General features: G+C 71.9%; 12 protein-coding genes. 4 read left to right on the top strand and 8 right to left on the bottom strand.

The genetic code is table 11. The features are described from left to right. Nucleotides 1–83 precede the first annotated feature (83 nt). The gene (locus tag ACZ45Z_RS24030; protein WP_468365898.1) at nucleotides 84–1,007 is read right to left on the bottom strand and encodes a hypothetical protein; all 924 of its coding nucleotides are present in this window, start codon (nucleotides 1,005–1,007) and stop codon (nucleotides 84–86) included. A gap of 287 nt (nucleotides 1,008–1,294) precedes the next feature. On the opposite strand from ACZ45Z_RS24030, the gene ACZ45Z_RS24025 reads away from it, so the two are divergent. The 4 genes from ACZ45Z_RS24025 (at nucleotide 1,295) to recX (ending at nucleotide 5,004) form a co-directional block, all read left to right on the top strand. Next, on the top strand, nucleotides 1,295–1,489 hold the full coding sequence (locus ACZ45Z_RS24025; RefSeq protein ID WP_468365895.1) for a DUF3046 domain-containing protein: 195 nt from the start codon (nucleotides 1,295–1,297) through the stop codon (nucleotides 1,487–1,489). Between the two features lie 189 nt (nucleotides 1,490–1,678). Continuing rightward, a complete protein-coding gene (locus ACZ45Z_RS24020) occupies nucleotides 1,679–2,944 on the top strand; it encodes an AI-2E family transporter (protein ID WP_468365959.1) in 1,266 nt (421 codons plus the stop codon). A 251-nt stretch (nucleotides 2,945–3,195) separates the two neighbouring features. Continuing rightward, the gene (recA, locus tag ACZ45Z_RS24015; RefSeq protein ID WP_468365892.1) at nucleotides 3,196–4,317 is read left to right on the top strand and encodes a recombinase RecA; all 1,122 of its coding nucleotides are present in this window, start codon (nucleotides 3,196–3,198) and stop codon (nucleotides 4,315–4,317) included. A gap of 6 nt (nucleotides 4,318–4,323) precedes the next feature. After that, complete coding sequence (gene recX, locus ACZ45Z_RS24010; protein ID WP_468365890.1) at nucleotides 4,324–5,004, top strand: recombination regulator RecX; 681 nt, start codon at nucleotides 4,324–4,326, stop codon at nucleotides 5,002–5,004. Nucleotides 5,005–5,175: 171 nt separating this feature from the next. Here the strand turns inward: recX and ACZ45Z_RS24005 are convergent, their stop codons facing one another. From ACZ45Z_RS24005 to ACZ45Z_RS23975, 7 genes are all read right to left on the bottom strand, one after another. Then, nucleotides 5,176–5,553 (bottom strand): rhodanese-like domain-containing protein, encoded by a 378-nt coding sequence (locus ACZ45Z_RS24005; protein WP_468365887.1) that lies wholly within the window; start codon nucleotides 5,551–5,553, stop codon nucleotides 5,176–5,178. 130 nt (nucleotides 5,554–5,683) lie between these two features. Beyond that, complete coding sequence (locus ACZ45Z_RS24000; RefSeq protein ID WP_468365884.1) at nucleotides 5,684–6,226, bottom strand: cupin domain-containing protein; 543 nt, start codon at nucleotides 6,224–6,226, stop codon at nucleotides 5,684–5,686. A gap of 85 nt (nucleotides 6,227–6,311) precedes the next feature. Then, the gene (locus tag ACZ45Z_RS23995) at nucleotides 6,312–6,398 is read right to left on the bottom strand and encodes a putative leader peptide (RefSeq protein ID WP_468365956.1); all 87 of its coding nucleotides are present in this window, start codon (nucleotides 6,396–6,398) and stop codon (nucleotides 6,312–6,314) included. Beyond that, nucleotides 6,391–8,124 carry an FAD-dependent monooxygenase gene (locus tag ACZ45Z_RS23990; protein WP_468365881.1) on the bottom strand — a complete coding sequence of 578 codons (1,734 nt, stop codon included), beginning with the start codon at nucleotides 8,122–8,124 and terminating at the stop codon, nucleotides 6,391–6,393. The genes ACZ45Z_RS23995 and ACZ45Z_RS23990 overlap by 8 nt, the downstream gene beginning before the upstream one ends. 176 nt (nucleotides 8,125–8,300) lie before the next feature. Beyond that, complete coding sequence (locus ACZ45Z_RS23985) at nucleotides 8,301–9,236, bottom strand: amino acid ABC transporter permease (RefSeq protein WP_468365878.1); 936 nt, start codon at nucleotides 9,234–9,236, stop codon at nucleotides 8,301–8,303. 73 nt (nucleotides 9,237–9,309) lie between these two features. Continuing rightward, complete coding sequence (locus ACZ45Z_RS23980) at nucleotides 9,310–9,957, bottom strand: amino acid ABC transporter permease (RefSeq protein WP_468365876.1); 648 nt, start codon at nucleotides 9,955–9,957, stop codon at nucleotides 9,310–9,312. A gap of 143 nt (nucleotides 9,958–10,100) precedes the next feature. Further along, the gene (locus tag ACZ45Z_RS23975) at nucleotides 10,101–11,009 is read right to left on the bottom strand and encodes a glutamate ABC transporter substrate-binding protein (protein ID WP_468365873.1); all 909 of its coding nucleotides are present in this window, start codon (nucleotides 11,007–11,009) and stop codon (nucleotides 10,101–10,103) included. Between the last annotated feature and the right edge of the window lie 9 nt (nucleotides 11,010–11,018).

Genomic DNA, 11,018 nt, shown 5'->3' with positions numbered 1-11,018 from the left:
GCGGTGAGCGGGGCGCGGAGCGGGATCCGGGGCCACCGCCGGGCGGGCCGAGGGCGGCGGGCCGGCCCGGCGGTGGCGTGGGCTCAGGTGAGCGGGCGCCCGTAGGCGCGCAGGGTCAGCAGCGCCTCCAGGGTCACCATGGGCCGGCTTTCGAGCGCCGTCCCCGGAGCCCACACCCGCCAGTTGACCGGCCAGCCGCCGTCCTCCTCCTGGAGCGCGAGGAGATGGTCCAGGGCGCGGTCCATCTCCGCGTCGCTGAACCAGCGGCGGGCGAGCGAGCCGGGCACCCGCGCGAAGTCGTACGCGAGGTGGTGCTCACCGGGCGCGTACCCCTGCGCCACGGGGACCTCCGCCGCCGCTTCCGGGTCCAGCAGCACCAGGCCCTGGTCCCGCACCAGCCCGCCCAGCCGCTGCGCGGCGGCCGCCGCCCGCGGCCGGTCCGGGGCGCTGTCCAGGAAGGCCAGGGCCGCCTCCACCTCATAAGGGTGGGTCCGCGTCAGGGACTCCACCGCCTCCCAGCAGTAGTCCGTGGCCCGGAACAACCAGGCGTGCCACACCTCGTTGCGATGCAGCGCGCCCACCACCGGCCCGGTGGACAGCAGGGCGCTCGGCGGATCGTCGACCACCGGGATCCAGGGGGCGGCCGGATAGCCGCGCAGCGACGGATGCACCGCGGGCAGCGCGCCCTCCGGGGTCGAGATATGCGTCAGATAGCGGCAGATCCGCTCCACCTGGCGGCCGTCGCAGCGCCCGATGCGGTCCAGGACCTTCAGGGCGTGCGCGGTGTGCAGCGGCTGGCTGACCGGGCCGCGCAGATCCGGCTCCAGGGCGTGGCCGTAGCCGTCGTCGTCGTTGCGGTACGCGGCGAGCGCGGTCTCGACCGCGTCCGCCCCGCCACCGAGGAAGTGGAACTCGAAGAGCCGCTGTTCGAGCACCCGGGCGGTCAGCCACACAAAGCGTTCGGCGCGCGACAGAGCGGTCGGTGCTGGGCTTACGTTTTCGGCCATGGCCCGACCGTAGAGCCGCACTCCCCTCACCAGCACCGACTCCGCACCGCTGCCCTCCCAGGGCGGGATGGCGAGGTCACCCGGTTGACGCACCGCCCTCCTGGTGCGACCGGGTGACACCGGCCGGGTGCGGGCTGACAGGATCGCTGGTGAGGCCGCGCCGTGTGGTCGGCCGCCCAGGGCGGACACCGTGGCCAGGGGGCACGTTCCGGATGCCGTGTCCGAGCGTCGGACAATGGCCGAAGAGGCGGAAGAATCCAGGTCGGATCGGGTACGGAGTGGGATTCATGCGGTTGACGGACTTCTGGCGGCGGATGGCGGACCACTTCGGTGCGGCGTACGCGGATTCCTTCGCGCGCGATCATGTGATGTCCGGCCTCGGCGGCAGGACCGTCCATCAGGCGCTGGACGCGGGATGGAGCGCCAAAGAGGTGTGGCGGGTGGTCTGCTCGACGATGGACGTCCCGTACGACAAGCGCTGAGCGGCCGGCCGGAGAGGCCGCGGCGGGGCCGGGCGGGGCGGTGGGCGTCCGGCGGGCGGGCGGCGTACGGCGGATGCGCGGGCCAGCCCCCGCACTGTCGTAGCCGTGCGCGACACTTGCCCCGTGCCCGCGACAGATGAGTTCAGCAGCAACGACGACCCACGCTCCACGGATCGGTCCGCCGCGCGGATGCCGCGCTGGCTGCCGCGCGCCATGGTGCTCGCGCTGGCCCTGGTGGCCTGCTTCCAGCTCGCGAGCTGGGGCTTCCACCAGCTCATCACGCTGCTGCTGAACGTCCTGATCGCCTTCTTCCTCGCGCTGGCCGTCGAACCGGCCGTCGACTGGATGGCCGCCCGCGGCATGCGGCGGGGCATGGCCACCGGCGCGGTGTTCATCGGCATCCTCGTGGCCACGGCCGGGTTCTTCACGCTCCTGGGCTCCATGCTCGCCGGGCAGATCGCCACGATGGTCGAGGAGTTCCCGCAGTATCTGGACTCCGTCATCAAATGGCTGAACAGCACCTTCCACACCCACCTCTCCCGGGTGGAGGTGCAGAACAACCTCCTCAAGTCCGACTGGCTGCAGAACTACGTCCAGGACAGCGCCAACAACGTCCTCGCGGTCTCCGCGACGGTGCTGGGCAGCCTGTTCAACCTCCTGTCGGTGGCGCTGTTCTCGTTCTACTTCGCCGCCGACGGGCCCCGACTGCGCCGCGCGCTGTGCTCCGTCCTCCCGCCGAGCCGGCAGGCGGAGGTGCTGCGCGCCTGGGAGATCGCCGTCGCCAAGACCGGCGGATATCTCTACTCCCGCGGGCTGATGGCGCTGATCTCCGGGCTCTCGCACTACGTCCTGCTGGAGATCCTCGGCGTGCCGTACGCCCCGGCGCTGGGCATGTGGGTGGGCCTGGTCTCCCAGTTCATCCCGACCATCGGCACCTACCTGGCGGGCGCGCTGCCCATCCTGATCGCGTTCACCGTCAACCCCTGGTACGCCGTGTGGGTCTTCGGCTTCGTCGTGGTCTACCAGCAGTTCGAGAACTACGTCCTCCAGCCGCGGATCACCGCCAAGACCGTCGACATCCATCCGGCCGTCGCCTTCGGCTCGGTCGTCGCCGGTACGGCGCTGATGGGCGCGGTCGGCGCGCTGATCGCGATTCCGGCGACCGCGACGCTGCAGGCGTTCCTGGGCGCGTACGTCAAGCGGTACGAGGTCACCGATGATCCGCGGGTCCAGGGCCGGACCCGGAGGCGGCGCGGTGCCCGTCTGCTCGCGCGTGCCCGCCGCGTCCTGCACGACGAGCAGCCGGCGGCGCCGTTGCGCGACCGGCGGAAGGAAGCGGGCGAAAGCCCCCGGGACGACGGCCGCGGGGGGCCTGATCGAGAGGACGAGGGGCGCGGGGACGGCTCGGGCGGCGAGCCGGGGGACGGCCCGCGGGACGGCCGGGGCGGGAGCTGAGGCCTAACGAGGGGCCGGGTGCGGCGGCGGAGGCCCGTGCCGCGCCCGGCCCCTCGGTGCCTGAGCAGCACCGTGGTGCGGGCGCGCTTGACACAAAAATCGAACATCCATTCTCATGGGGGCCCGACCTGTGTTCCCGGGCTTTCCGCGGAGTTATCCACAGGTCGGAGCCGGGTCCGGGCGCATTGTCAGTGGCAGGCGTTAGCGTCATGGACGTGAAGCGATCGACTCAAGCAAATCGGGTGGAACCCATGGCAGGCACTGACCGCGAGAAGGCGCTCGACGCCGCACTCGCACAGATTGAACGGCAATTCGGCAAGGGCGCCGTGATGCGCATGGGGGAGCGGCCCAACGAACCCATCGAGGTCATCCCCACCGGGTCGACCGCCCTGGACGTGGCCCTCGGCGTCGGCGGCATCCCGCGCGGCCGCGTCGTGGAGGTCTACGGCCCCGAGTCCTCCGGCAAGACGACCCTGACCCTGCACGCCGTCGCGAACGCCCAGAAGGCCGGCGGCTCGGTGGCGTTCATCGACGCCGAGCACGCACTCGACCCCGAGTACGCCAAGAAGCTCGGCGTGGACACCGACGCCCTGATCCTGTCCCAGCCCGACAACGGCGAGCAGGCCCTGGAAATCGTGGACATGCTGGTCCGCTCCGGCGCGCTCGACCTCATCGTCATCGACTCCGTCGCCGCCCTGGTGCCGCGGGCCGAGATCGAGGGCGAGATGGGCGACTCCCACGTCGGCCTCCAGGCCCGGCTCATGAGCCAGGCCCTGCGCAAGATCACCAGCGCGCTCAACCAGTCCAAGACCACCGCGATCTTCATCAACCAGCTCCGCGAGAAGATCGGCGTGATGTTCGGCTCGCCGGAGACCACGACCGGTGGCCGCGCGCTGAAGTTCTACGCCTCCGTGCGGCTCGACATCCGCCGTATCGAGACCCTCAAGGACGGCACGGACGCGGTCGGCAACCGCACCCGCGTCAAGGTCGTCAAGAACAAGGTCGCGCCGCCCTTCAAGCAGGCGGAGTTCGACATCCTCTACGGCCATGGCATCAGCCGCGAGGGCGGCCTGATCGACATGGGCGTGGAGCACGGCTTCATCCGCAAGTCCGGCGCTTGGTACACCTACGAGGGCGACCAGCTCGGCCAGGGCAAGGAGAACGCCCGCAACTTCCTCAAGGACAACCCCGACCTCGCCAACGAGGTCGAGCGGAAGATCAAGGAGAAGCTCGGCATCGGTGTGAAACTGCAGGACCCGGCGGCGGAGCCCGGTCCCGACGCCGCGGCGTCGGCAGCCGACCCGGCCACCGCGGTCCCGGCACCGGCGACCAAGGCTGCCAAGGGTTCCAAGGCCGCCGCGGCCAAGAGCTAGCCCGTCATGACACGGCGAACGGACTGGCCCGGCAGCGAAGAGGAGATGAGCGGCGCTCCGGGCGAAGCCGAGAACCGTCACGGCCGCACGGGCCGCCGGGGCCGTAGGAACAGCGGTGGCCCGTCCCCCGCTCCCGGTGACGGCGACGCCGCCTCGCCGGGCGCCGGGGCCGACCCGCCGCGGACGCCCGAGGAGCAGGCACGGGCGATCTGCCTGCGCCTGCTCACCGGGAGCCCGCGGACCCGCAAGCAGCTCGGGGATGCCCTCCACAAGCGGGGCATCCCCGAGGAAGCGGCGCAGGAGGTCCTGTCCCGCTTCGAGGAGGTCGGACTGATCGACGACGCGGCCTTCGCCGACGCCTGGGTGGAGTCCCGCCACCACGGCCGGGGCCTGGCCCGCCGCGCCCTCGCCCGGGAGCTGCGCGTCAAGGGCGTGGACTCGACGGTGATCGAGGAGGCCGTCGGCCGCCTCGACTCCGAGCGGGAGGAGTCCACCGCCCGGGAACTGGTCGATCGCAAACTGCGCGCCACCCGAGGGCTCGACCGGGAAAAACGCCTGCGCCGCCTGGCCGGGATGCTGGCGCGCAAGGGCTACCCGGAGGGCCTCGCCCTGCGCGTGGTGCGCCAGGCCCTGGAGGAGGAGGGCGAGGACCCGGAGCTGCTGGAGGAACACCTGCCCGACTTCTGACACGGCCGGCCTCCGGTTCCAGGGGCGGACCCGGGGCCCTCCTCCACGGCCTACGCCGCCACGGCCGGCGCCCGCTCCTCGGCCTTGCTCCGCCCCCGGCAAGCCGCCCTTCAGCTCACTCCTGCCCCGGCAAGCCGCTCCACGGCTTTACTCCTCGCCCCTCCCCATCCCTCACTCCTCCACCGGCAATCCCGCCGCCCGCCATGCCTGGAAGCCGCCGATCAGGTCGGTGGCGTGGCGCAGGCCCAACTGCCGCAGGGAGAGTGCGGCGAGGCTCGACGCGTAGCCCTCGTTGCAGATCACCACGACCGGGAGTTCGTGGTGCGTCGCCTCCGGCGCGCGGTGGTCGCCGGTCGGGTCCAGGCGCCACTCCAGCTCGTTGCGTTCCACGACGAGGGCTCCGGGGATCGTGCCGTCCCGCTGCCGCAGGGCCGCGTAGCGGATGTCCACCAGGAGCCCGCCGGCCGACTGGAGCGCGGCGGCCTCCCGCGGCCCCACCCGATCCAGCGCACCCCGGGCCCGGGCCAGCATCTCGTCGACCGCGCTCATCGCGCCTCGACCTCCCGCCGCACCGACATCAACGACAGCCCCCCGCACACAGCCGCAACCACAACCACAGCCAAAGCCGCAACCACAGCCACAACCACGGTCCGGTCCACCCTCACCCTCGCCCTCCCCCTCACTCCCACTCCTGCGGACGCTCGACCTCTTCGAGGCGCAACATCGGCCCGATGCGGCTGTAGCGCCGCATCAGCGGCAGCGGCGGATAATAGGCGTGCACCGACACGGCATGGGTGTCCGGGGACATGTTGAGCACCTGGTGGACGTGGTGCGGCCCGAACGCCCGGCCCCGGCCGCCGCTCAGCACCCGTTCCCGGTCCACGCCGTCGGCGAGTTCCAGGGTTTTCCAGCCCTCGGTGGGAAGTTGGGCGGCGAGCGACTGTTCCGTCAGCGCGCCCGCGGCCGCGGCGAAGGCGCCCCGGGAGCCGCCGTGGTCGTGCCACCCGGTGCCCGTACCGGGCGGCCAGCCGATCAGCCACGCCTCGCTGCCGCCCGGGCCGTCCAGCCGGATCCAGGTGCGGCCTTCGGGGTCGAGCGGGAGGGAGGCGACGAGCGCGGTGTCCGCGGCGGTGCGGCGGGCGAAATCGAGGAGCGCACGGGCGCTGGGGCCGCTGTCGGCGGCGGCGTCGTTCGGGCGCGCGAGGGCGTGTACGTCGGGCACGGGAACCGTCCTGGTGATCGATCGCGAAAGCGCGCGGTCGCGTCGCCAGGAAAGGCGGAAGGCCGCGCGGGGAAGGGGATGCGGATCAGTGGGACGGACGACACGTGCAGCCCGCGTAGCGGACCAGGTCCAGATGGACCCTCCGCCACAAACGCGAGCCGTGATCAGTCACCTTCGGAGTGAAACACGCGGCTTCCCGCACGGTCAACCGCCGTACCGTCCCCCTTCCCCGCCCCGGCCCCCGCTCCCGCGCCGGCCGTCACCTCGCGCCCGTACGCGCCGCCCCGTACCGCGTTCGCGCACGCGTACAGGTCTGCCGGACGCACCCCGGACAGTGCCGTGACCAGATGACCGTCGGGCCGCACCACCAGGACGGTGTGCGCCGCCGCACCCGGATACGCCTCGGTGACCAGCACCTCGCCGGGCATCGGCAGCGCCGAGACCGCGCTGGTCAGCCGCGGCATCAGACCGGCCGACTTCCAGTGCCGCCGGTCCCACACGCCGGTCCCGGGCGCCACCAGCACCACCAGCAGCCCGCGCCCCAGCCGGTCGCGCAGCCGCACCGCGGCACCGTCCGCCGCCGTCACCGGAACGTCCGCGACCGGCGCGCCGGGGAGCGTGGCGACGGGCACCGTCGTCGTCTGCCCGGCGGGGGGCGCGAGGGGGGAGCGCGCGTACGCGGGCGGTGCGCCCAGCGGGCCGCGGCCCAGATGCCCGTCCGTCAGCAGCGCGCCGCGCCCGCGCGCCGTACCCGGCAGCAGCGGCCGCCAGCGCACCCCACCGCCCTCCCGCAGCAGCGGAAGCGCCTGGTCCGCGGCGCGCAGACGGGCCGCGACCGCGCCCCGCCGTTCGATCTGATAACTGTCCAGCAGCGTCTCGCACGCGCCCTGGTGCCAGGCCAGGGCCAGCTTCCAGGCGAGGTTCTCGGCGTCCCGCAGACCCTCGTCCAGGCCCTGTGTGCCGAGCGCGCCCAGCAGATGCGCGGCGTCCCCGGCGAGGAAGGTCCGGCCCTGCCGCCAGCGTCGCGCCAGCCGGTGGTGGACGGTGTGCACGCCGGTGTCGAGGAGTTCGTACGGCGGGACGGGGCGGCCGGGGCCGCGTCCGCGCCCGTACCCGCCGCCCCCGGCGGACGGCTCCGCCGTCCAGCCGGCCAGCGAGTCGCGGATCCGGGCGACCAGCGCGTCGGGGGTGACCAGGTCCCGGCCGGGCGGCAGCAGCCAGTCCAGCCGCCAGACGCCGTCGGCCAGCGGCCGGGCGCTGGCTTCGGCGCGGGGCCCGCCGTGCCGGGTCGGGGAGCGGTGCAGCAGCGCCTCGCCGGGCCAGGGGAGTGTGGTGCGCAGCGCGGCCACCGCGTGCCGCTCGACGGCCGTGCGGCCGGGGAAGCGGATGTCGAGCAGCTTGCGGACCGTCGAACGCGGCCCGTCGCAGCCGACCAGGTAACTCCCGCGCCACCAGGTGCCGTTGGGCCCGCGGGTGTGCGCGCCGACGCCGTGGTCGTCCTGCTCCAGCTCGGCCAGCCGGCTGCCGGTGACGATCTCGGCGAGCTTCTCGCGGGCCAGCGCCGCGCGCAGCGCACCGGTCAGGGCGTGCTGGGGCACATGGACGGGTGAGACGGTGGCGGTGCCGGCCTCGTCGAAGGCGACCCGCTCCAGCAGGCGACGACGGTGCATGGTGCGCCAGGCCGCCCAGCGGGTGCCCGCGCTGTCCAGGGTGTCGGCGCAGCCGAGCCGGCCGATGAAGTCCGCGGTGTCCCGGCGAAGGACGGCGGTGCGGGCCGGCCGGGTGTCCTCCTGGCCGGCGGTCTCGTCCAGGACGACGCACGGAACGTCGAGGCGGGCCAGGGCCAGGGCGAGCGAGAGGCCGACCGGCCCGGCCCCGACGACGATCACCGGGTCCACGGCGTGGCTCCCCGAGTCCAGCGGTGCTTACGGGGCGTGCGGGAACTGGCAGTTGGAGCCCGGTGCGTGATCACACAGCGTATGCAACCCATTGCGGCCGTCCGCGTCAAGTGAGCAAAGGCGGCGGCTGGTGCGCCGCCGCCTTCGGACAGTCGCCGGACGGTCCGGTCCTACCGTCAGCTCTTCTTCCCGGCCGGCCCGTCGGGAGCGGCGTCGGAGACCTCCAGCGCGTCGGCGGCCGTCACCGGCTCGCCGGCTCCGGTGACCGAGATACCGGTCTTCGCCCGCCGGCCGCGCCGCTCGATCCAGTTGGCGACGGCGGACAGCGCCAGGCACATCGCGACGTAGATGGTGCCGATGACGATGACGAACGGGACGTAGGTGTCGTCACCGTTGACGATGACGGTGGTGCTCATCTGGCGGGCGGTGTAGAGCAGTTCCTCGAAGGTGATGATGTAGCCGAGGGAGGTGTCCTTCAGCGTCACCACGAGCTGGCTGACGATCGTCGGCAGCATCGCCCGGACGGCCTGCGGGATCAGCACCGTCGTCATGACCTGCGTCTTGGTCAGCCCCAGCGCGTAGGCGGCCTCGCTCTGCCCCTTCGGCACGGAGTTGATGCCGGCCCGCAGCACCTCGGCCTGCACCGAACCGTTGTAGACCATGAGGCCGATGACCAGCGCCCAGAACTGCGGCGCGCTGCCCGTCAGGCCCAGGCTCTCCCGGTTGCTGAGCAGGATGACCCACAGGACGTAGATCGTGATCAGCAGCGGGACCGCGCGGAACAGTTCGATGAACCCGGTCGCCAGCCAGCGCACCGGCTTGTGGTCCGACAGCCGCGCCACGGCGAGCAGGACGCCCAGGAGCAGCGACAGGACCGCCGCTACCGCGAAGACCTCAAGGGTCGTCAGCACGCCGTCGCGGATGTTGGTCCGGACGCCCGCGTTGTTGAAGATGTTCCACTTCTCGGCCTCGAACTGGCCCTTGGCCTGCAGCCGCAGCACGAGGAACGCGAGCAGGGCCACCACCGCGAGCGACCCGACGACCGTGTAGAGACGGTTGCGCGTCCTGCTCTTCGGCCCGGGTGCGTCGTAGAGAACTCCGGCGCTGCTCATGCCCATACCTCGCTTCGTTCCGCCGCGCCTGCGCGTGGCACCCACGTCGTGCGCTCCCGCCTGTCGCGTCCGTTCATCGGGCGACTCCCATCCGGCGCTCCATCAGCCGGAAGAGACCGCTGATGGCGAAGGTGATGACGAGGTAGGCGAGCGCGGTCCACAGGAAGATCCACGCGACGGCGTATCCCTTGTCGTTGAGCAGCTTGGAAACGTTGAACAGCTCACCGAAACCGAACGCGCCGGCGATCGCGGAGTTCTTCGTCAGCGCGATGAAGATGCTGCTCAGCGGCGGCAGCACGGTGCGCGTGGCCTGCGGGAGGATCACCAGGCGCAGCGTCTGGGCGAACGTCATGCCGATGCTGCGCGCGGCCTCCGCCTGCCCCAGCGGCACCGTGCTGATGCCGGACCGCACCGCTTCGCACACGAAGGAGGAGGTGTAGAAGCCGAGCGCCAGCGTGGCCAGCACGAACGGGCTCGCGCCCTGGAAGAGGATCTGCGGCACGACGAAGAACGCGACCAGGAACAGCAGCGTCAGCGGCGTGTTGCGCAGCACCGTGACCCAGGCCGTTCCGAAGGCGCGCAGCGGCGGAATCGGAGAGACCCGGAAAGCGGCTATGAGAACGCCGAGCACCAGGGCGAGCAGCGCGCTGGACGCGGTGATCGCCAGGGTTCCGAGGAACCCGTCCCGGAACTCGGGCAGATAATCGAGGAGTACGTTCATGGGGTCTCCGCGGTAGCGGTCAGGTCGGCGGCGGGAAGGACGGCGGGAAGACGGTCACAGCGGCGCGGGGCGGAAGACAGCGCGCCCCGCACACCCGCCGCGGCGGGCGTACGGGGCTGCGTCGGCCGGGTGCGCGAGCGCCTTCAGTACCGCGGCAGCGGCGTCTCGGGGGCCTCGTACTTCGAGCCCGACTTGCCGAGCGTGCCTTCGTAGGCCTTCTTGTATTCGCCGTTCTTGATGTGGCTCTCCAGGGCCTTGGTGATCGCGTCGCGCAGGGCCTTGTCGTCCTTGTTCATCCCGACGCCGTAGGGCTCCTTGGTGAACGGCTGGCCGACGACCTTGAGCTTCTCCGGGCGCTGGGCGGCGTAGCCCTTGAGGATCGCGTCATCGGTGGTGACCGCGTCGACCTGGCCGTCGAGCAGGTACTTCACACAGTCCGAGTACTTCGACGCCTCGCTGGTCACGGCGCCGTACTTCGGCTTCTTGATCTCCTGGAGGGGGGTGGACCCGGCGATCGAGCAGACCTTCTTGCCCTTGAGGGCGTCCGGTCCGGTGATGGCCTTGTCCTCCTTGCGCACCAGGAGGTCCGCACCGGCGGTGTAGTACGGGCCCGCGAAGCCGACCTGCTTCTTGCGCTCGTCGTTGATCGTGTACGTACCGACGTAGAAGTCGACCTGTCCCTTGGAGATCGTCGTCTCACGGACGTTGGAGTCGATCGTCTGGAACTTGATCTGCTTCTCCGAGAAGCCGAGGTCGGCCGCGACCATCTTGGCGATCTCGATGTCGAAGCCGGAGTACTCGCCGGAGGTGTCCTTGAAGCCCAGGAACGGCTGGTCGGCCTTGACGCCGACGACGATCTTCTTGGCCGCGTGCGCCTTCTTCAGCACCGCCGAGTCGATCTTCGGCGCCGAGGCGACCTTGTAGGTGCCCTTGAACACATCGCCGCCGGCCGGCTTGTCGCCCGCCGCCCCGCCCTCGCCGCCGCAGGCCGTCGCCGTAGCCGCCAGGGCCAGTACCACCGCACCGGCCGCGGCCGTCTTACGAATCCTCATGGTGAACAT

It is taken from the genome of Streptomyces sp. NPDC031210, assembly GCF_055570395.1.
Note: the sequence above shows the minus strand (reverse complement) of the source record. Positions and strands in the feature narration are given on the sequence as shown.

What these genes read in the sequence shown, in the direction of transcription:
- ACZ45Z_RS24030 (WP_468365898.1), bottom strand. Translation starts at nt 1,007, where the DNA reads ATGGCCGAAAACGTAAGCCCAGCACCGACCGCTCTGTCGCGCGCCGAA.
- ACZ45Z_RS24025 (WP_468365895.1), top strand. Translation starts at nt 1,295, where the DNA reads ATGCGGTTGACGGACTTCTGGCGGCGGATGGCGGACCACTTCGGTGCG.
- ACZ45Z_RS24020 (WP_468365959.1), top strand. Translation starts at nt 1,679, where the DNA reads ATGCCGCGCTGGCTGCCGCGCGCCATGGTGCTCGCGCTGGCCCTGGTG.
- recA (WP_468365892.1), top strand. Translation starts at nt 3,196, where the DNA reads ATGGCAGGCACTGACCGCGAGAAGGCGCTCGACGCCGCACTCGCACAG.
- recX (WP_468365890.1), top strand. Translation starts at nt 4,324, where the DNA reads ATGACACGGCGAACGGACTGGCCCGGCAGCGAAGAGGAGATGAGCGGC.
- ACZ45Z_RS24005 (WP_468365887.1), bottom strand. Translation starts at nt 5,553, where the DNA reads ATGAGCGCGGTCGACGAGATGCTGGCCCGGGCCCGGGGTGCGCTGGAT.
- ACZ45Z_RS23985 (WP_468365878.1), bottom strand. Translation starts at nt 9,236, where the DNA reads ATGAGCAGCGCCGGAGTTCTCTACGACGCACCCGGGCCGAAGAGCAGG.
- ACZ45Z_RS23980 (WP_468365876.1), bottom strand. Translation starts at nt 9,957, where the DNA reads ATGAACGTACTCCTCGATTATCTGCCCGAGTTCCGGGACGGGTTCCTC.
- ACZ45Z_RS23975 (WP_468365873.1), bottom strand. Translation starts at nt 11,009, where the DNA reads ATGAGGATTCGTAAGACGGCCGCGGCCGGTGCGGTGGTACTGGCCCTG.